The organism is Aeromonas sp. 96A (assembly GCF_051919165.1).
Lineage (GTDB): Bacteria > Pseudomonadota > Gammaproteobacteria > Enterobacterales > Aeromonadaceae > Aeromonas > Aeromonas veronii.
Genome location: NZ_JBQBFE010000001.1, coordinates 369,561 through 390,162 on the forward strand (window position 1 = coordinate 369,561; position 20,602 = coordinate 390,162).

Sequence of the window (20,602 nt, forward strand, 5' to 3'; positions counted from 1 at the left end):
GCGCATAGCGAAAAGAAGAAGAGAGGAGAGGGGAAAGGTGCAACATATCCAGAAAGGGCTGCTGTTATCTCTTTGCCTGCTGCTGGCGGCCTGTAGCAGCCGTTATGACGAGAGCCACGGCGGCAGCTGGCGCGGCTATAGCGAGACCGGTTACGCCAGCTATTATGCCGACCGCTATCATGGCAAAAAGACTGCCAGCGGCGAGATCTATCGCAACAACCTCAATAGCGCCGCCCATATGGAATTGCCCTTTGGCGCCATGGTGCGGGTCACCAACCTCGCCAACGGCAAGAGCGTAGTGGTCAAGGTCAATGACCGCGGCGCCTTTAAAAAAGGGCGTATTATCGATCTCTCCAAATCTGCCTTTAGCGCCATCGGCAATATTCGCGACGGGATTATCAAAGTAAAAATAGAGGTGCTCTAGGCTGGGTGAACCCGTTTATACACGAAAATGGATGTTGATGAATGATATTGGAAGGCTGACATCGACCAGTCAGCCTTTCGGTAGATAAAGATATAACATTGACATGGATCAATATTTAATTCAGCTAAAAATGGATTTGTTATCAATGGAAAAAATCGATGATCGTGATTGATATTTATTTTAGCTTATCTCGCCTGTTCGGCCTTACTATGGGGCAAACGGAGGGATTAGTGATGATTATTTATGGTAAATATGGTGGTGCAGCGCTGAGAGCTGTTCATCTGATGGTGCAGAATAATTATGGGCATGCCACCGCCTGGGATATGGCTATTGCTGAAGCATTTGGTGGTGATATCAGTACAGGAAAATTCAAAAATAATCCAAAGGTAACTTTTTTGACTCTTTGCAGTCTTGGTTGTATCAGTTGCATCATGCCAGTTCATTATGTAGCTGCGACCAAAACCAGAGCATATGTGTTGGCTGCCATTGATTTATTGTCACACAAGGATATTACCAAACCGATTAATCCCGAGCAGTTATGGCTGGAGGTGATCTCGGCCTGTAAGAGCGGCAAGGTTGTGAAGCATAACAATCAGATGGATGTCATTCTGACACTCTGGTATGCCGGTGTGCTCAATCCCGAGTGGGATAGGGATGCCATCAGGATAGACTATCGACGAATATAAAAAAGCCAAGGTAATGAATACCTTGGCTATGAAACATCAATTGGTTCTGGTCAGGGATGCACTATCGGAGTGTGCGAATGGCTTGCCATACACCATCAGGTTGGTGGTTTGACCGTATTTGAGGAGATCTTTCTCTGAGAAGTCCAGAGTCATCGAGAAATCCGTGGTGGAATCATTAATGGTCATATAATTGCTTTCCGCAATACCGCGCTTGCCCGTCTTGAACTCGATTTTGTTACCCGCTTTGCCTTCAGTGACCACACAGACTGCACGAGGTATACAGTATGAGTTGTAAACAAGCTGATTGGTCTTGTCATAAATCAGATAACCGCGTTGGTCATGAAATTTTCCATTATCACTTTTTCTGAATACTTCCTGCTTGTAATACATGGCTACCAGATATTGTTCGCTGGCATTTTTAGCATCGGCAGCCGGTTCAAAAGTAATGACTTCGTAAAAGGGTTCAACTGCCGGCCCCCCTTTGCCAACTTTGCTACCCTCCTGGCCGGGTGCTACATCTACACCACCAGCATCGGTGCTTTTCCATGTGCCAGCCAACTGAGCTAATGGACCAAAATCCAGACCGTTGATAATAGTGCTGGACTCTGCGTGAGCGAGCGTGGCACAGGTAATTAATGCTATGGGTAAGATAACTTTATTCATTGTGATAACTCCATCACTAATAATGGCTTGCGAATAAATATGTTCAGCAAAGTAATTGTTATAACGGACCAAGGATGTGGTCAATGATATTGAGTGATGGTGGTTCATTTTTGTGAGGTATGATTTGCTTTTTCGTGGCTAAATAAATTGAATTTGATATAAGACAATGTTGTATTTTTTCATCGCGCTTCCTCAGATACATCGTGATAGAGATAAAGGAACATTGACATGATGCGATGATTATTATGTCAACAGCGTGAATATTTCACTCAGCCCCATCAATTGAAGGCGATAGCCACTAACTCTGCGGCACCCTGACCCCTTTATCGAGATAGAGGCTACTGTAGTTGGCCCTGTGGGTGACAAACATCACCTGATGGCGGCTGCCGTCGGAGAGGATAATAAAATCCCCCGCCTGGGCGGGGCTCTGCAAGGTGATCTCCTGCTCGGGGGCGGTCAGGCGATCGACATCTTCCTTGAAGGTGAGGGTGTAAGAGTACATATGGCGCTCCACTACTGGCTCATATCAAACACTCCGTTGAAGGTAGTTGCTGGCATGGGCGCGCGCGGCGTCCGATTGGCGCTGTTAGACCAAATATCAGTGATGAGAACGTGCGTGGCTTCAGTCGGGTTGTTCTGCTGAGGGGCGCTTGAGGCGTTTACATCAGGGTCATTGGTATCAAAAGCGATGGGAAAGGGGCGAAAAGGAGGATGAAAAAACCGCCTATTGGCGGTTTTTCTTATGCAATGGGCCCTACTTCAAGGCCTTCTTCAGCTTCTTGATCTTGCCTTCATGCTTGGCAATTTTCTCAAGACGAGCGGCGATCTTCTTCTTGATCTCTTTCTTGCTTGCTTTGGCCATCGGTGGCGCTCCTTTGCAGTGGGGACACATGAGGTGTCAGTGTGGGTCTTCCCTTTGACGTCCCAGAGTGCCACAGGGCTCCTTTGTGAACCAGCATTCTGTTGCTTTAATAGCCAGCTCGCTATAACTGCAAGGGGCTGAGCCAGCGCAGCAGTTGCTGGCCAACCTGCGGGTTGCCGAGCAGGGCCATATGGCTGGTGCGATAGACAATCAGGGTATGGGCAGGAAGAAAAGCCAGCTGATGGTGCGCTTCGTTGTGCTGACCGAGGGCGCTGCGTAGCGGCACCAGTCCATCGCCAATCAGCCGGTCGGCCAGCAGGCTGCGCTTGGCGGCAGTGGTCGCGGCAATGGCATAGCAGTTGACGCCACAGGGCAAGGGGAGTGGCGAGCGAGGATCCTGTGAGGGGACGGCGGGATCCGGCCGTGCAACGGTATCGCTCACCTTGCCGTGGCGCAGATCCTTGATGCCAGCACTGCGCAGCCGCGCCAGTCTGACGAAGGGCTCGCTGTAGGCGGTGGCGGGCAGCAACTGCTCCAGCCAGTGACCGGCGTGTTCGAGCGGCGCGCCGTGGTGTGGCGTGCCAATAAAGATCATATTGGCAAGGTGCACAGGCCAGGTGAGCCCGGCCTGGCTGGCATGGTGGCAGGCGCTGCGGGCAACCAGTCCGCCCATGCTGTAGCCCATTATCGTTATCTCTTTGAGCTCTCCCGGCCAGTGGGCGAACAGCTGCTCCAGCAACAGGGCAAGTTGCTGCCCGTTTTGTGCAATGGGCAGGCCCGAGTTGTAGCGCAGGTAAAGAGGCTGATAGCCAAGCGCGTTGGCAAGTTGCTCTCCGTGATTGACCGGCTTGCCTTGATGCTCGGTCTGCCACTGCAGATCGTTCATGCAGAGGCCATGGATCATCAGCAGCGCCCGTCCCTCACGGGGTAGATCCTTTGGCATCGCCTGCCAATCGAGGGGCTTGCCCTGATAGCGCAGGGTCATGGGGGTGGCGAGAGCATTGTGGTGTTCGACCAGCTTGTCCCCCAACACGCCGTTGAGCGTGGCGATCAGGGCCGCACGTTTCGGGGTTTCGGGGATCTGGTGGGGCGGCGGAGTGGCTGGCAGGCGGCTGAGCAGATGGTTGATGCCGCTGCCCAGGGTGTTGGCGCCGCCATGTACCCCCTTGTAGACCAGCCCGGTGATCCCGGCTGTTTTTCCCTCATCCCGTCCCTTGAGCCCCATACCGCTCAGTACCGCCTGATGTACCGCTTCGGTGATCTCTACCGCGGCGGGCAGCGCCAGAATCAGCAGGTGCGCCAGCTCGCGGATATCCGAAAGATGCCAGGAAGAGGATGGCGAGGGGTCTGTGGCGTCGGTCATGGCAAGCCCTTGTGAAAGCGGGTGTCGCGTTGTCGTGCCGCGAAGAGCGCAGCGTATCTCTATATCAAACCAGCTTGCGCCCTTTGTAGCGGGTTTACCAGTACGGGCCATGCATGGCGGGGTTGATAAGAACCGCTTGCGAAGCCGGTCACGGTAATGACAGGGAAAATCACCTCTACTTCGTCAGATGACGCCACATGGAGAGGTGAGGATGTCGCTGTTTGATGAGATGCGGGTACAGGATTTGTGTGCACGGTTGCTCGATAGCCAGAACGGAAAGGGCTGCTCTCTTGAGAGTCGGCATGGTAGGGAGCTGAAGGATCTGTTGCAGGCAGTGGCCGGGATCAAGCCGGTTGGCCGAGGTGCTCATTATGCGTTGACCGACGCGGGGCGGACTTATCTGACCGGACAACTGGCACGGGCTGCGCCCCCCGAACCGGACAAGGGGGAGCAGCTGCAACGAATGGGAGTGAGTTTGCCTGCACGGCTCAATCAGGCCTGCTTTTATGCCCTCTGGCATGGGGACAGCAAGCATCCGCGGTCAGCATCCCTTGCCGCGCCACTGCTTGCGGAATTGTCGCTCACGCAGGATGAGGTGATCCGCATCCGTACCCTTGAACCGCTCTCACTGGTCGATCTGCAGGGTCAGCAGCACGATATGACTGCAATGATGGCGTTGTTGGGAGAGTTGGCGTTGCCGGAGCGGACTCTGGGCATGCTGGCTGCCATCGGTTGGCAAGGGGAGCGGGTCATTACGGTGGAGAACAAGGGGGCCTTTGTCGACTACCCGCTGCAACCCGGGCAACTGCTGCTTTTTGCCCCCGGTCGCAATACCACCCTGGCCAAACAGCTGATCCCGCTGCTGCCTGCGGGCGTGCAGTGGGCCCATTTTGGCGATCTCGATCAACGGGGTATCGATATTGCCATCGAGCTGGCGCGCGAGCTAAATCGACCGACCATGCTCTGGCTTCCCTGTGAGCTGCAACCTTATCTGGATCACTATGCCCGTCCGGTACGCACCTTTGCGACGGACAGTGGCAAGGTGCCCTGGCGTGTGACTAAGCAGGCTGATCAGGTCGATAGTCATGGCGCGTTGGCAGGCGTTCCCTGGCTCGATAAACTGATCACAGACGGGACTTGGCTGGAGCAGGAGGTATTGATTCTGGCGCCTCGCTGGTGGAGCTGGTCATTGGAAGCGATGGGCAATCAGGTGTGAAACGGGGAGCCCGCGCTCCCCGTCATTTTGTGGTCAGCTGTTTACTTGGCGTTGATGGGCCCCTTGGTGCCGGCATCATTATCGACCCAGCCATCTTCACCCTTGATGCGGCGATCCCCCTGAATGGTGTAGATGACCATGCCATCCTTGAACACCAGCGCACCATCGGATTTCTTGGCATTGACCTTCTTGTCGTTGACCCACACCTGATCCTTGCCATCGATGCGGATATTAGCCACGGTGGCGCCGGTTTGGGGGAAGGTGGCGATCCAGTTGCCCGCATAGGGGCTGGCGCTGGTTGCCGCGGCCGGAGCATTGCCAACACCGGCAGCTGCGTTCTCAGCCTTGGTTTTGTTGATATCGCAGCCATTGAGCTCGCTCACCTGAGTGCAGCCCGAGCGCTCCAGCTTCTGCTCATAGCTGAGATTCAGACCGCCCTCCGCGGCTGGGGCGGCCGCGCTAAATCCCGCCTTGGCATTTTCCGCTTTGGTTTTGTGAATGTCACAGCCCTGCGCCTCGGTGACCTGGGTGCAGCCGGAGCGCTCCAGCTGCTCGGCATATTTGGCGCTGATGGCGTGGGCAGGGGCGATCCCGAGCAGGGTCAGGGTGATGAGCAGAGCAGCATTCCTGGACATAGATAATCCCTCAAAGATGTAAGTCATTCAGGTTCATCCGCGCAGTTGCGGTCGTGAACGTCGGCTTCTTCTGAGCATCCGATACAGATGCGCAGCTGGCGTATTCACGTTAGCACTTCGGGCCAACCTCGCCCAGCGATGTCACTTCGCGCCAGGCGATGCGGTGGGGAGTGCAGGGGAGGCAAGATGGCTGCAGTGTCACCGCAGGAGAGATCCCATCAAGAGAAAAGGTGCTGTACGGCATTATCATAATGATAACGGCAGCCGCAGTGATATCATTTCAGCCCTTGAAACTGACCTTTGATGATAATTCTCACCGATGCCGAGATATCACCTCTGATTATTATCACTCGGCTATTTTATGGCTTGGCTGATCCGCTCACCTTTTTATTGAATAAACCGCTTAAATAGCCGCTGATTTTGTGGGTGGCATCACACACTTTCGCCATTTATTAATATCTGCCTGCATTTTATTGGTTTGGCACGGTTATTGATTGCCTCATATCGACGCTAACCGACGCGCTCACCCACAACCGGGATGCTGGTGACATCGTGAGTGAAAGGGGAGCTATCCATATCTCATCCAATGATTGGGGCGAACGATGAAAGCAGTTAACGAATTAATCAAAGAGATCAGAGCACTCAAATCCAACCTGCATGAAAAAGATTTTCTGCTGACCTGGGAGCAAACCCCTCAGGAGCTGGAGCTGGTATTGAAACTGGCCGAATCACTCAAGACCCTGCGCGCCGAAAATATCTGCACCAAACTGTTTAACAGCGGGCTCGGTATCTCGGTTTTCCGCGATAACTCCACCCGAACCCGCTTCTCTTACGCCTCTGCCCTGAACCTGCTCGGTCTGGCCCAGCAGGATCTGGATGAGGGCAAATCCCAGATCGCCCATGGCGAAACCGTCCGTGAAACGGCCAATATGATCTCCTTCTGCGCCGATGCCATCGGCATCCGTGACGACATGTTCCTCGGTGCCGGTAACGCCTATATGCGCGAAGTGGGCGCCGCACTGGATGAAGGGTTCGAGAAGGGAGTGCTGCCCCAGCGTCCGGCGCTGGTCAACCTGCAGTGCGACATTGATCATCCGACCCAGTCCATGGCTGATCTCGCCTGGTTGCAGGAGCACTTCGGCAGCCTGGAAAACCTCAAGGGCAAGAAGATTGCGATGACCTGGGCTTACTCCCCCAGCTACGGCAAGCCGCTCTCCGTGCCGCAGGGCATCATCGGCCTGATGACCCGTTTTGGGATGGACGTGACCCTGGCCCACCCGGAAGGCTATGACCTGATCCCGGACGTGATCGAAGTGGCCAAGGAGAATGCCAAGGCATCCGGTGGCAGCTTCCGCCAGGTCACCTCCATGGAAGAGGCGTTCAAGGATGCAGATATCGTCTATCCCAAGTCCTGGGCTCCCTACAAGGTAATGGAGCAGCGCACCGAGTTGCTGCGTGCCAATGACCACGCTGGCCTCAAAGATCTGGAGAAACACTGTTTGGAGCAGAACGCCAAGCACAAGGATTGGCACTGCACCGAGGAGATGATGAAGCTGACCAAGGGGGGCGAAGCGCTCTATATGCACTGCCTGCCCGCCGATATTTCCGGTGTCTCCTGCAAAGAGGGCGAAGTAACCGAAGGGGTATTCGAGAAATACCGTATCGCCACTTACAAAGAGGCGAGCTGGAAGCCCTATATTATCGCCGCCATGATCATGGCCCGTAAATTCTCCGCCCCGGCAGAAACCCTGGAAAATCTGATTAAAGAGGCGCAAAAGCGGGTGAAATAAATAACGGCAGGGCAGGGTGAATATTCATCCTGCCCACGCTGTCGAATCCATTATTTCGAGTTTTCTCCCCGTGGTATCTGAATAACGGATCTCTCGGCGAGGCAGCTCTTTGTCAGGTAACGCCTAGTGAGGTAAGCATGTCCCAATTTTCTTTGAAGATGGATATTGCCGATAACCGCTTTTTTACCGCCGAGCCATCTCCGCTGTTTTCTCGCGCCGAAGCACAAAAGGCTCGCGCTTTTCATAAAAAACTGGCCGGTTATGAGCCGACCCCCTTGTGCGACCTGAAAGATCTGGCCGCCTATATCGGGGTGAAAAATATATTGGTCAAGGACGAGTCAAAGCGCTTTGGCCTCAATGCCTTCAAGATGCTGGGTGGCGTTTATGCCATCGCCAACCTGCTCTGTGAGAAATACGGGGTGGCCATCGAGGATTTCTCCTTCGATCTCATCAAACGCACCATCAAGGAGCCGATGACCTTCGCCACCACCACAGATGGCAACCACGGTCGCGGCGTTGCCTGGGCCGCCAAACAGGTGGGTCAGCATGCGGTGGTCTACATGCCCAAGGGCTCCGCCCAGGAGCGGGTTGACCACATCCTCAACCTCGGTGCCGAGTGCATCGTCACCGACATGAACTATGACGACACCGTGCGCCTGACCATGAAGATGGCCGAAGAGCGCGGCTGGCACATAGTGCAGGACACCGCCTGGGAGGGTTACACCAAGATCCCGACCTGGATCATGCAGGGTTACTCCACTCTGGCCGACGAAGCGGTCGAGCAGATGCAGGATATGGGCATCAAGCAGCCGACCCATGTGCTGCTGCAGGCCGGGGTCGGGGCGCTGGCGGGCGGGGTGCTCGGTTATCTGGTGGACTGCTTCGGGGCGAAAAACCTGCACAGTATCGTGGTCGAGCCGGATCAGGCCGACTGCATCTACCGCTCCGGCGTGGCGGGGGAGATGGTCAACGTGGGGGGCGATATGCGCACCATCATGGCCGGTCTTGCCTGCGGCGAACCCAATCCCCTCGGTTGGCCATTGCTCAGAAGCTGCACCACCCAGTTTATCTCCTGCCACGACAAGGTGTCGGCGCTGGGGATGAGAGTGCTCGGCAACCCTCTTGGCAATGACCCCCGCATCATCTCCGGCGAATCCGGCTCGGTCGGTACAGGCGTGCTGGCGGCAGTGCGTCACCACCCGGATTGCGCGGCGCTGATGGCGCGTCTCGGGCTGGATAGCAACTCGGTCGTGCTGATCATCAACACCGAAGGGGACACCGATGTGAAGCACTACCGGGAAGTGGTGTGGGAAGGCAAGCATCCTGCCTGCGACTAACTCTCCCGCCAGAGCAGAGACACGAATTGAAGCATTGATCGCGCCTCGCCAATGGGGTGCGGTAACGGGCACAGGGCGCTGCCGACGAACAGGCCGCGCACTCTCAGTTGTTATGGAGAATCACAATGAGCAAGCAAATTCCGTTTGAAATGGTGTTGGAGAAGGCCTACCAGTACAAGGCCGAGATGAGTCAGTTCCTGCGCGACATGATCGCCATCCCGAGCGAGAGCTGCGATGAAGAGCGCGTCGTGCTGCGCATCAAGCAGGAGATGGAGAAGGTTGGTTTTGACAAGGTCGAGATCGACCCCATGGGTAACGTGCTGGGCTATATCGGCCACGGCCCGCACCTGATCGCCATGGATGCCCACATCGATACCGTGGGGGTCGGCAACCGCGCCAACTGGACCTTCGACCCCTATGAGGGGATGGAAGATCACGAGATCATCGGTGGCCGCGGTGCATCTGACCAAGAAGGCGGCATGGCCTCCATGGTCTACGCGGGCAAGATCATCAAGGATCTGGGGTTGGAAGATCAGTACACCCTGCTGGTGACCGGTACCGTGCAGGAGGAGGACTGCGACGGTCTCTGCTGGCAGTACATCATCGAGCAGAGCAAGATCCGCCCCGAGTTTGTGGTCAGTACCGAGCCTACCGACTGCCAGATCTACCGTGGCCAACGCGGCCGCATGGAGATCCGTGTGGAAGTGCAGGGGGTGAGCTGCCACGGCTCCGCGCCGGAGCGCGGTGATAACGCCATCTTCAAGATGGGCCCGATCCTCGGTGAATTGCAGGAGCTGAGCCAAAACCTTGGCAACGATGACTTCCTCGGCAAGGGCACCCTGACCGTCTCCGAGATCTTCTTCACTTCGCCAAGCCGCTGCGCCGTGGCGGACAGCTGCGCCATCTCCATCGACCGTCGTCTGACTTGGGGCGAGACCTGGCAAGGGGCGCTCGACGAGATCCGCGCCCTGCCAGCGGTGCAAGCCGCCGGTGCCGAGGTCTCCATGTATCAGTACGATCGTCCGGCCTATACCGGTCTGGTCTACCCGACCGAGTGCTACTTCCCGACCTGGAAGGTGGAAGAGGATCACATCACCGTCAAAACCCTCTCAAAGGCTTATCGCGAGCTGTTCAACAAGGAGCCGGTGGTGGACAAGTGGACCTTCTCGACCAACGGGGTCTCCATCATGGGCCGTCACGGTATTCCGGTCATCGGTTTTGGCCCGGGTAAAGAGCCGGAGGCCCACGCACCGAACGAGAAGACCTGGAAAGAGCATCTGGTCAAGTGCGCTGCCATGTACGCCGTGATCCCCATGCTCTATCTGGCCGAGCTGGACAAGTAAGGGGTCTGCCGGGTGGTGGCTGCCATCGCCGCCCGGCTGTCGCAAGTGTGGCAAGTGCCCCGTCTGTGTTGAGGCGGGGCTTTGCTGTTTGAAGTGATGTTCGAGGTGGTGGGAATGAAACGGCTGATCAAAAACGGTGTGCTGGTCGATGCACAGGGTGAATATCGTCAGGATCTGCTGATCGAGCACGGGGTGATCCGCGCCCGCGCCGCCGATATCCAGCCCGATGGCGAAACCGGGGTGATCGATGCCAGCGGCTGCTATGTGATGCCGGGTGGCATCGATGTCCACACCCACTTCAACATCGATGTCGGGATTGCCCGCAGTTGCGATGACTTCTTCAGCGGTACCCGTGCCGCCGCCTGTGGTGGCACCACCACCATCATCGACCACATGGGATTTGGCCCGGCGGGGTGCAATCTGCATCACCAGCTGGCCCGCTATCACGATTACGCCGCCGATCAGGCGGTGATCGACTACAGCTTTCACGGCGTGATCCAGCATGTGGATGACGCCATCCTCCACGAGATGGCCGCCATGGTGCAGGAGGAGGGGATCAGCAGCTTCAAGCTCTATCTCACCTACCAGTACAAGCTGGGGGACCATGACGTGCTGCGCGCCCTGGCCCGCCTCAAAGAGGTGGGGGCGCTTGCCACCGTCCATCCCGAGAATGATGCCGCCATCGCGGCGCGCCGGGCGGCCCTATTGGCCGCCGGCCATCATGAGCCCTGGTATCACCCGCAAAGCCGTCCGCTGGAGTGCGAGGCGGAGGCGATCGCCCGGATGATCAATCTGGCGGGGCTCGCGGGCAATGCGCCGCTCTATATCGTCCACCTCTCCAACGGCTTGGGGCTGGAGTATCTGAAACTGGCGCGCCGTCAGGGCCAGCCAGTCTGGGTGGAGACCTGTCCGCAATATCTGCTGCTTGATGAGCAGTGTTATTACAAGGAGAACGGTGTCGACTATCTGCTCAGCCCGCCGCTGCGCTCGCGCCGCGAGCAGGACAAGCTGTGGGTCGGCATCGCTGCGGGTGACATCGATACGGTGGCGACCGATCACTGCAATTTCTCCCACGCCCAGCGCATGACCCTCTCGGGGGGCGATTTCAGCCGCTGCCCCAACGGCTTGCCCGGGGTCGAAAACCGGATGCTGCTGCTCTTTGCCCACGGGGTATTGGGCGGGCGCATCTCGCCGTCCCGCTTCGTGGCCCTCACCAGCGCCAACCCGGCGCGCCTGTTTGGCCTCTGGCCGCGCAAGGGCAACTTGCAACCGGGATCTGACGCCGATCTGGTGATCATGGATCCCTGTGGTGACACCCTGATTTCCCATCAACAGTTGCACGACAACGGCGACTACAGCCCCTACGAGGGGATGCATTGCCCCGGCCGGATCAGGCTGACCCTGAGCCGTGGCGAGATAGTCGCTCGCGATGGCGAGTTTCTGGGGCAGCGTGGTCATGGCCGCTTTCTGGCCAGAGCGCCCTTTGATCCGGCGTTGGCGCCGGATCTGCACTCGCCTTGCCCCGCGGCTGCAGGCTGACAATCCGTTCGAAACACGCAGAGCAGCAAGGTTATGTGAACAACGAAAGGTGGGCCGGTATCGCGCCGGCTTGTCCCATCACTGGAGATAACAAGATGAAACAGAGAATCGTACTGGCCCTTGGTGGCAATGCGCTGGGCAACAACCTGCCCGAGCAGATGAAGGCGGTGCAGAGCACGGCGGGCACCATTGCCGACCTGATCGCCCAGGGGCATGAGGTGGTGGTGACCCACGGCAACGGCCCGCAGGTGGGGATGATCCAGCAGGCGTTCGAGGTGGCGGCCCGTCATGACTCCAAGGCGCCCCATCTGCCCATGTCGGTCTGCGTGGCCCTGAGTCAGGGTTATATCGGTTATGACCTGCAAAACGCCCTGCGCGAAGCCCTGCTGGAGCGCGGCATCCACAAGCCGGTCGCCACTCTGGTGACCCAGGTGGAGGTGGATAAAAACGATCCCGCCTTCCTTGACCCGAGCAAGCCCATCGGCGGCTTCTTCAGCAAGGAGGAGGCCGAGGCATTGATGGCCAAGGGCGAGCGGCTCAAAGAGGATGCCGGTCGCGGCTATCGTCGGGTAGTGGCATCCCCCAAACCCGTCGACATCATCGAGAAGGAGACTGTCTCTGCCATGCTGGCTGCCGGTCAGGTGGTGATTACCGTCGGTGGCGGCGGCATTCCGGTGCTGCGGGAGGGCAATCACCTGCGCGGTGCCAGTGCGGTGATCGACAAGGATTGGGCCAGTGCCAAGCTGGCGGAGCTTATCGACGCCGACATGCTGATCATCCTCACCGCGGTGGAGAAGGTTGCCATCAACTTCGGCAAGCCCGATGTGCAGTGGCTCGATCAGCTGAGCGTCGCCGATGCCAACAGCTTTATCGCCCAGGGGCAGTTTGCCAAAGGATCCATGTTGCCCAAGGTGGAGGCGGCGCTCTCGTTCGCCACCTCCTTGCCGGGGCGCAAATCCCTCATCACCCTGCTGGAGAAGGCGGCCGAGGGCATTGCCGGCAAGACGGGAACCCTTATCAGCCGCTAGGCGTTCCAGCTCGGGTTGAGTGTGATTGCGGGGGCCGTCGGCCCCCTTGTTCATTTCGGGGCGGCCATGGTCAGCAGAGGATGGGAGGCGTAAGATGGCCGCCTTCAAGCGCGGGCAAGACGCCGAGAGCAGACCCGGCGCAATGAGTGACAAGAGGTGAGTAACAAGCAAATGAGCGGAAAGATCAATATGGCGGCGCTGGGGGGGCTTGTTCTGCTCACCGCCATCTGGAGTTACAGCTGGATCGTGATGAAGCAGGTGATGCTCTTCGCGGGAGCCTTCGAGTTCACCGCCCTGCGCTGCCTGTGCGGTTCATTGGTGTTGTTGCTGGTGCTGGCCTTGCGTGGCCGCCGTTACCTCAAACCTACCCCGTTTCGTTATACCCTGGCCATCGCCCTGTTCCAGACCTGCGGCATGGTGGGGCTGGCCCAGTGGGCCCTGATCAGCGGCGGGGCGGGCAAGGTGGCCATTTTGAGTTACACCATGCCGTTCTGGGTGGTGATCTTCGCGGCGCTCTTTCTCGGCGAGCGGATGCGCAAGCTGCACTATCTGGCTGTCGGGGTGGCGGCCTGCGGCCTGCTGTTGGTGATCCAGCCCTGGTTGCTGCATCTTGAATCCCTCAAGAGTGCCCTCTTGGCAATCCTCTCCGGCATCTGCTGGGGGATCAGCGCCATCATCGCCAAGCGGATGTATGCCCGCCATCCCGGGGTGGATCTGATGTCCCTCACCACCTGGCAGATGATCTACGCCACCATAGTGATGGCGCTGGTGGCGGCGCTGGTGCCGGAGCGCCCCATCGACTGGCAGCCCTACGTGATGGGGGCGCTGGCCTATAGCGCCATCTTCGCCACCGCCATCGCCTGGAGTCTCTGGCTGTTTGTGCTGAAAAAGCTGCCTGCGGGGATTGCCAGCCTCAGCACCCTGGCGGTGCCGGTGACCGGTGTGCTGCTCTCCTGGTGGCTGCTCGGGGAAAACCCGGGGCCAGTGGAAGGGAGCGGCATCGCCCTTATCGTGCTTGCGCTTCTCATCATCAGCCGCAAGGGCAAGCGTTCCGTGGTGTCGGTGGCGGGGGAGACCCGTATCAAGCACGGCTGAGCCGATTGCCAGCGAAGAGATAAAAAGGGCCCGCCATCATGGCGGGCCCTTCTGGTTTTAATAACACTCTCTTATCTGCGCTGGGCCAGATGCATCATGGCTTCCAGCACGGCGCCGCCGATGGCGCGGGCCTTGTCAGAGACGGTGGTGGCATCTGCGCGCTCGCCGCGCGGGTCGATATCACCAATCTTGAAGCCGACCGGCACTTCGATGCCATCGCTGAGCAGCCCCCGCACCATGCCGGAGAGCGGCGCGATAATGGGGGCATCCCCCACGTGGGCAATCACATCTCCCTCCTGCACCAGATCGCCGAGCTTGATAAGGCTCTTCATCACCCCGGGGGCGGGGGCGCGCACCACCCGGCGGGCGGAGTGCCCCTCGATCACCCCGGGAATGCCGGTATTGGGCTGGGCGGGGCCCTGATAGATGACCCGCCCCAGATGGTGACCGCGGTTGGTTTCGATCACCGCATCGCAGTCGCGTCCCGCCTCAAATCCCGGGCCGAGGGCCACCGTGATGGGGGCCATCTCCTTGTGGGTGCCGAGGTTCTGCTTGGCGAGGATGGCATCCACTAGATAGCGGGGCTTGAGCTCGGTGAGGGTGGCGCAGTCGGGGTCAACCAGCAGCGGAATGATGCCCCGATCCAGCTGCTCGAACGCCTGCTCGACGCTCTCGACCCGCTTGGCGCTCACACCCTCGACGCTGGTTTCACCATCAAACATCCCTTGCGCGAAGGCGACGGTGCGGCGGATCACCGTGGGTTTGTCGAGATCCAGCATCACCACCTTGAAGCCGGCATTGTGCAGGCGCAGCGCCACGCCGGTAGCGATATCGCCGGAGCCGCGCATCACCACCAGCTGATCCCGCTTGAGGCGCACGTCATCCTGCATCAGCCCACCCGATTTGCCGTTTTTCACCTGCAGCAGCTCGGCGAGAATGCTGATGGCGATCTCCTCGGGGGTCTCGGCACCTATGTTGTAGCCGATGGGGGCGTGCAGCCGCTGCAACTGCTCCTGATTCACCCCTTGTTGGCGCAGGGCCTGGGTGAAGGTCTGTACCTTGCGCTTGCTAGCGAGCAGCCCCAGATAGGCGAGGGGGCGGTTGATGAGCCGCTCCAGCGCCTCCTTGTCCTGATGGTTGGTGGCGATGATGACGAAGTTGGCGGGCTCGATGGCCAGCGCCTCGATCACCGCGCTGATGGTATCGGCCTGTTTGAGATGGGTGCCGGCGGGGAAGTGATCGGGGTTGAGGCTCCCTTCAAAGCAGTCGCCCACATGGATATCAAAACCCAGCGGCGAGGCGGCATGGGCCAGCGCCCGGTTGACGTGACCGGCGCCGATCAATACCAGACGGGGGCGCAGGCCATAGACATCGATATAGACCGACATGGCGCCACCACAGTCCGACCCGACCGCATGTTCGCCGTTGCGCGCCATCCGGCCGTGGAAGATGCGCGGCTTGCGCTCGGCAATGGCGGCCATCGCTTCCTCGATCACCAGCCGCTCGATCATGCCGCCGCCTATGGTGCCGAGGATCCGGCCATCGGCCATCACCAGCATCTGGGCCTGATGGCGCGGGGTGGAGCCCCGGCTCTCGATGATCTGGGCCATGGCAAAGGGAGTGTTCTCCTGTTCCAGTCGGGCTGCGTGTGCAAACAGATTCATAAGGTACCTCTTCTTATCCTTAAACCATCATGGGCGAGGCGGCTGTGCCTCATCCTGAGCGAAGTAACCGAGTGCGAGGCGAATGGGCTGTGGTTCGTGAACCGCCCCCTGCCAGATGGCATGGAGCTCGGGGTGGCGGCTATGCAGCTTTATCAATTCAGCCAGCCACGACGCCTCATTTTGATAATCCCCATTGATAAACCAGATCCGGCGCGCCCTGGCCGGGGTGCCTTTGAACAGCCCCTCGGGGTGGGAGAGCAGTTGGTGAAACAGGGCCCAGTCGAGGGGGTCACCGACCTCTATCCCGCACAGGGCCTGAAGCTCTGCCCAGCGATGGATCTGCTGCGGGTCGGCCTTGGCACCCACCATGGCGCCGCCTGTCAGGGCGATCACCCAATCACTGCTCTGGGGAATGCAAGGTTCGTGCAAAGCTGGCACTTTCAATAACTTGTGATGGGCGCCATCCGCTTCGACCAGGATGAGATCGAAGCGCTGCTGCCCCTTGATGAGATCAATCTGCTGGGGTGTGGGGCCCGCCACCTTGCCGCTGGCCTGATCGATATGGCTGAACAGGGCGACCAGAGTCGGCTCATCGGGCAGTTGCTGACAGCGGGTCAGCTGGCGGACGGGATCGGCTTCCAGGATCAATTCCCGATAGTGTGACGGGGCAGGCAGAAACATCCGGGTGGTGGTGGTAATTAGCACCCTTTTACCCTGTTGATAAAAATATTCCGCCAGCCAGAACAGGGTGCTGGTTTTTCCACCGGCACCGCAGAGGCTAATTAAGGTAGTATGGCTATCAATATTTTTGGTGAGCGGGTTTAATAGCGGATCTATATCTGGAAATGCGACAGCAACAGCGTGTGGGTGCGACATAATGACGACCAAAATACATATCGAAGGGAGTGGGAAACAACGTTGCCAGGAACAAGTGCAGTGTGACTGTATAATAACGGCGGCGGGTTTATCTTCCCGAATGGGTACTTGGAAAATGATGCTACCTTATTGCCAGGGGACAATGCTTGATGCAAGTCTCAAAAATGCCCTGGCTTTTTGTCAGCGGGTTATTCTGGTGGTGGGCCATCGTGGCGAGGAGCTTCAAACGCGCTACGGATCACGGCCGTATATTGTTGTCGTCCACAATCCCGACTATCGGCAGGGGCTGGGCAGCTCCATCCGCTGCGCCCTGGCGGCCAGCGATGCTGACTATCTCTTTATCAGCCACGGGGATCTCCCCTGTATCCCTCGCGATGTCTATCAACAGCTCTGGCAGGCACGGGGCTGTGAGACACTCTTTCCCACCTGGCTGGGGGAGGCGGGCCATCCGGTGTTGCTGCCAAAATCCCTTGCCCGCGAGTTGGCAGCGGCCCCGGTGCAGTCGTCGGTACGGCGCTGGTTGCACGGGCATCCGCACCGTATGGTACCCGTCGACAGCCCCGCCATCCTGTTTGATGTGGATACCCCGGAGCGCTATCAGGCGCTGCTGGGTGGCATTCTTGAAAATGAGAGCGAGCCCACGAAATAACCCTGTTTAAAAAGATAACGGGGAGATAAATGGCGTATCAAAGTGATATTCCTCGCACTTAATCTGATAGAGCGAGTTCTTTTTGAACTGTTCATTAAGTAAATTCCAGAGTGATTGATAACTACTCGCAATACCCATAATGGTGGCATCGTAAATTCTCTCCATTAATTGGAGCTGTCTCACGCTTTTACCGTAAAAAATAGTTTTGTAACTGTAGTGGCCTGATTGTTGCTCTTCTCCTTGCCAAGGGGGAACACCCGTGCGGGATACCCCATTTATTCATGCTGCCAATGCGCAGAACAGCTGCAAGGAGATAGCCATGGGCGATATTATGCGACCCGTTCCGTTCAAGAACCTGCTGACCCGTATTTTCGCGGAATATAAAGAGAGTCAGAGCATTTTCGGTATTCCCGCCGCACAATTTTATCGCAAGCAGGACGAGCGCAAGATCAAGGTGTTCGGTGAAACCTGCGAGACCCCCATTGGCCCGGCAGCCGGCCCCCATACCCAGTTGGCCCAGAACATCGTCACCTCCTGGCTGACTGGCGGGCGCTTTATCGAGCTCAAGACGGTGCAGATCCTGGACCGTCTCGAACTGGAAAAGCCCTGTATCGATGCCGAGGATGAGTGCTTCAATACCGAGTGGTCCACCGAGTTCACCCTGCCCAAGGCATTTGACGAGTATCTGAAAGCCTGGTTTGCCCTCTACCTGCTGGAGGAGGTGTTTGACCCCCGTCTCGACGGAGAGGCCAAGTCCTTTATCTTCAACATGAGCGTGGGTTACAACCTCGATGGCATCAAACAGCCACCGATGCAGCAGTTCATCCACAGCCTGATGGATGCAAGCCAAAGTCCGAAATTTACCGAGTACCAGCAGGTGCTGCGCGAGCTGGTGGCCGACGAGCAGTTTATCGCCGAGCTGGGACTGGGGACGCGGCGCGATCGCCTGCAACAGCTGGTGGAGCGCATCCCGGCCGAGCTGGTGCACGGCGTCACCCTCTCCACCATGCACGGTTGCCCGCCGAACGAAATTGAGGCCATCTGCCGCTACATGCTGGAAGAGAAGGGGCTCAACACCTTCGTCAAACTCAACCCGACCCTGCTGGGCTATCCGCGGGTGCGCGAGATCCTCGATACCTGCGGCTTTGATTACATTGGTCTGAGCGAAGCGTCGTTCGATCACGACCTCAAGCTGGATCAGGCCAAGGCGATGTTGACCCGCTTGATGGCGCTGGGGGCCGAGAAGGGGCTCACCTTCGGGGTCAAGCTCACCAACACTCTCGGCACCATCAACCGCAAAGGGGCGCTGCCGGGGGATGAGATGTATATGTCCGGCCGTGCGCTGTTCCCGCTCTCCATCAACGTGGCCGCCGTGCTGTCCCGCGCCTTCGATGGCAAGCTGCCCATCTCTTACTCGGGTGGTGCCAGCAAGTTCAACATCGCCGAGATCTTTGAGACCGGCATTCGTCCCATCACCATGGCCACCGACCTGCTCAAACCGGGTGGCTACCTGCGCCAGATTGAGTGTCTCAAAGAGATCGACGCTTCTGACAGCTGGGGCATGAGTCAGGTGGATGTGGCCAAGCTGGAAGCGCTTGCCGCCAAGGCCCTCACCATGGATTACACCCAGAAGGAGTGGAAGTCCGACGATCGCATTGAAGTGGGTGGCGGCCTGCCGCTGACCGACTGCTACGTAGCGCCCTGCGTCACCGCCTGCGCCGTGCATCAGGATATCCCCGAGTACATTCGCCTGATGGGCGAGGGGGAGTATGTCGCGGCCCTTGAGCTGATTTATCAGCGCAACGCCTTGCCCGCCATCACCGGCCATATCTGCGATCACCAGTGCCAGTACAACTGCACCCGCCTCGACTACGACAGCGCGCTCAATATCCGTGAGCTGAAAAAGGTGGCGCTGGAGCGCGGCTGGGAAGGGTACAAGGCCCGCTGGCACAAACCGGCAGGCAGTGGTGACAAGCACCCGGTTGCGGTCATTGGTGCAGGTCCGGCCGGTCTCTCCGCCGGTTACTTTCTGGCCCGCGCCGGCCATCCGGTCACCGTGTTCGAGCGCGAAGCGGATGCCGGTGGCGTGGTCAAGCACATCATCCCTGAGTTCCGCATTCCGGCCGAACTTATCCAGCATGACATCGACTTTGTCGCCGCCCACGGGGTCAAGTTCGAGTTTGGTTGCGATCCGGCGCTCACCGTCGACAAGCTGCACGCCCAGGGCTTTATCTATGTCTTCGTCGGCATCGGCGCCGACAAGAATGGCGGTATGCGCCTCGAGGGGGGTCACGAGCGGATTTACAAATCCTTCCACTTCCTGCGCAGCTTCAATCAGGGCAAACCGCTGCCGCTGGGCCGCCATGTGGCGGTGATCGGCGCCGGTAACACCGCCATGGACTGCGCCCGCGCCGCCCTCAAGGTACCCGGTGTCAGCGATGTGACCGTGATCTACCGTCGCAGCGAAAAAGAGATGCCCGCCTATCGCGAGGAGTATCTGGAAGCGGTGGAGGATGGGGTGCGTTTTTGCTTCCTCACCAATCCGGAGCGCTTTGACAAAGATGGCAAGCTCACTGTGCGGATGATGGCGCTGGGGGATCCTGACGAGCAGGGCCGCCGCCGTCCGGTGCCTACCGAGCAGACCGAAGTGATGCAGATGGATGCCCTGATCACCGCCATCGGCGAGCAGCCTGACTGCGAGGTGCTCAAAGCGATGGGGATTCCTCTTGGCAACGATGGCTGGCCCGAGGTGGATGGCCAGACCGGCGAAACCAGCCGTCGCAACGTCTTCCTGATCGGTGACGTACAGAGCGGCCCGTCCTCCATCGTCGGTGCCATCGGTGGCGCCCGCCGCGCCGCGGATCTGGTGCTGGCCCGCGAGCATATCGCCAGTCAGCAGAGTGAAGTGGCCATCCAGCCGTCGGGCAAGGATGAGATCTATCGCCGCAAGGGAAGCATCGCTGTCACCCTGGTCGACAAGAGCGAGCGGGATGCCTTCGTGGCGCAAGAGGCTCACCGCTGCCTCGAGTGCAACTACCTCTGCAGCAAGTGCGTGGATGTCTGCCCCAACCGGGCCAACATCGCCATCGCGGTACCGGGCTTCAAAGACCAGTTCCAGACCCTGCACCTGGATGCCTACTGCAACGAATGTGGCAACTGCGCCCAGTTCTGCCCGTGGCAGGGCAAGCCCTACCAGGACAAGGTCACCATCTTCAGCCTGCCCGAGGACTTCGACAACAGCCGCAACCCCGGTTTCTATCTGGCGGATGGCGGTGAGCTGCGGGTGCGTCAGGATGGCGAGACCTATCGCCTGACCATAGACGCCCAGAGCCGGATCAAGGATGCGCCAGCGGCCCTTGGCGACATGTGCCGCATCATCAGCCATGTCCACGCTCATCACCACTACCTGCTGGGGGCCGTCGAGGCCTGAAC

The 20,602-nt window shown here is 58.5% G+C and carries 17 protein-coding genes; 11 read left to right on the forward strand and 6 right to left on the reverse strand.

Going from position 1 to position 20,602, the window contains the following annotated elements; all coding sequences use genetic code 11:
* The first annotated feature begins 37 nt into the window (after positions 1-37).
* Together ACTG2W_RS01795 and ACTG2W_RS01800 are read left to right on the forward strand one after the other, a co-directional pair.
* Entirely contained in the window at positions 38-424 is a 387-nt protein-coding gene (locus ACTG2W_RS01795) for a septal ring lytic transglycosylase RlpA family protein (protein ID WP_274161526.1), read from the forward strand.
* A 158-nt stretch (positions 425-582) separates the two neighbouring features.
* Positions 583-1,110, forward strand: coding sequence for a DUF6979 family protein (locus tag ACTG2W_RS01800; protein WP_230599627.1), 528 nt, complete (start codon positions 583-585; stop codon positions 1,108-1,110).
* 36 nt (positions 1,111-1,146) lie between these two features.
* Here ACTG2W_RS01800 and ACTG2W_RS01805 read toward each other — a convergent pair whose 3' ends face one another.
* The 3 genes from ACTG2W_RS01805 to ACTG2W_RS01815 form a co-directional block, all read right to left on the reverse strand.
* A complete protein-coding gene (locus ACTG2W_RS01805; protein WP_274161527.1) occupies positions 1,147-1,773 on the reverse strand; it encodes a heme-binding beta-barrel domain-containing protein in 627 nt (208 codons plus the stop codon).
* A 298-nt stretch (positions 1,774-2,071) separates the two neighbouring features.
* A complete protein-coding gene (locus ACTG2W_RS01810) occupies positions 2,072-2,275 on the reverse strand; it encodes a hypothetical protein (protein WP_110303762.1) in 204 nt (67 codons plus the stop codon).
* A 481-nt stretch (positions 2,276-2,756) separates the two neighbouring features.
* Positions 2,757-3,998, reverse strand: a complete 1,242-nt coding sequence (locus tag ACTG2W_RS01815) for a lipase family alpha/beta hydrolase (protein ID WP_274161438.1) — start codon at positions 3,996-3,998, stop codon at positions 2,757-2,759.
* A 211-nt stretch (positions 3,999-4,209) separates the two neighbouring features.
* Between ACTG2W_RS01815 and ACTG2W_RS01820 the strand changes: the two genes are divergently transcribed.
* A complete protein-coding gene (locus tag ACTG2W_RS01820; RefSeq protein WP_106843646.1) occupies positions 4,210-5,214 on the forward strand; it encodes a Wadjet anti-phage system protein JetD domain-containing protein in 1,005 nt (334 codons plus the stop codon).
* 41 nt (positions 5,215-5,255) lie between these two features.
* On the opposite strand, the gene ACTG2W_RS01825 is transcribed toward ACTG2W_RS01820, so the two are convergent.
* Positions 5,256-5,849, reverse strand: a complete 594-nt coding sequence (locus ACTG2W_RS01825; protein WP_106843647.1) for a hypothetical protein — start codon at positions 5,847-5,849, stop codon at positions 5,256-5,258.
* A 602-nt stretch (positions 5,850-6,451) separates the two neighbouring features.
* Here ACTG2W_RS01825 and ygeW point away from each other — a divergent pair.
* From ygeW to ACTG2W_RS01855, 6 genes are all read left to right on the forward strand, one after another.
* Positions 6,452-7,639 (forward strand): knotted carbamoyltransferase YgeW, encoded by a 1,188-nt coding sequence (ygeW, locus tag ACTG2W_RS01830; RefSeq protein ID WP_139426915.1) that lies wholly within the window; start codon positions 6,452-6,454, stop codon positions 7,637-7,639.
* 137 nt (positions 7,640-7,776) lie between these two features.
* The gene (gene dpaL, locus ACTG2W_RS01835; protein WP_216962945.1) at positions 7,777-8,976 is read left to right on the forward strand and encodes a diaminopropionate ammonia-lyase; all 1,200 of its coding nucleotides are present in this window, start codon (positions 7,777-7,779) and stop codon (positions 8,974-8,976) included.
* A 125-nt stretch (positions 8,977-9,101) separates the two neighbouring features.
* Entirely contained in the window at positions 9,102-10,319 is a 1,218-nt protein-coding gene (locus ACTG2W_RS01840) for a YgeY family selenium metabolism-linked hydrolase (protein ID WP_274161435.1), read from the forward strand.
* A 114-nt stretch (positions 10,320-10,433) separates the two neighbouring features.
* Complete coding sequence (gene hydA, locus ACTG2W_RS01845) at positions 10,434-11,858, forward strand: dihydropyrimidinase (protein WP_440016008.1); 1,425 nt, start codon at positions 10,434-10,436, stop codon at positions 11,856-11,858.
* A gap of 95 nt (positions 11,859-11,953) precedes the next feature.
* Positions 11,954-12,886, forward strand: coding sequence for a carbamate kinase (arcC, locus tag ACTG2W_RS01850; RefSeq protein WP_106843649.1), 933 nt, complete (start codon positions 11,954-11,956; stop codon positions 12,884-12,886).
* 171 nt (positions 12,887-13,057) lie between these two features.
* Complete coding sequence (locus ACTG2W_RS01855; RefSeq protein ID WP_106843650.1) at positions 13,058-13,981, forward strand: DMT family transporter; 924 nt, start codon at positions 13,058-13,060, stop codon at positions 13,979-13,981.
* Between the two features lie 71 nt (positions 13,982-14,052).
* On the opposite strand, the gene yqeB is transcribed toward ACTG2W_RS01855, so the two are convergent.
* Positions 14,053-15,645, reverse strand: a complete 1,593-nt coding sequence (gene yqeB, locus ACTG2W_RS01860; protein WP_106843651.1) for a selenium-dependent molybdenum cofactor biosynthesis protein YqeB — start codon at positions 15,643-15,645, stop codon at positions 14,053-14,055.
* Positions 15,646-15,672: 27 nt separating this feature from the next.
* Positions 15,673-16,521, reverse strand: coding sequence for a selenium cofactor biosynthesis protein YqeC (gene yqeC, locus ACTG2W_RS01865; RefSeq protein ID WP_106843652.1), 849 nt, complete (start codon positions 16,519-16,521; stop codon positions 15,673-15,675).
* Between the two features lies 1 nt (position 16,522).
* Here yqeC and mocA point away from each other — a divergent pair, with 1 nt between their 5' ends.
* Together mocA and ygfK are read left to right on the forward strand one after the other, a co-directional pair.
* A complete protein-coding gene (gene mocA / locus ACTG2W_RS01870) occupies positions 16,523-17,170 on the forward strand; it encodes a molybdenum cofactor cytidylyltransferase (RefSeq protein WP_440016009.1) in 648 nt (215 codons plus the stop codon).
* Between the two features lie 319 nt (positions 17,171-17,489).
* Positions 17,490-20,600: a putative selenate reductase subunit YgfK gene (gene ygfK, locus ACTG2W_RS01875; protein WP_440016010.1), complete on the forward strand. Its 3,111-nt coding sequence runs from the start codon at positions 17,490-17,492 to the stop codon at positions 20,598-20,600.
* The last annotated feature ends 2 nt before the right edge of the window (positions 20,601-20,602 follow it).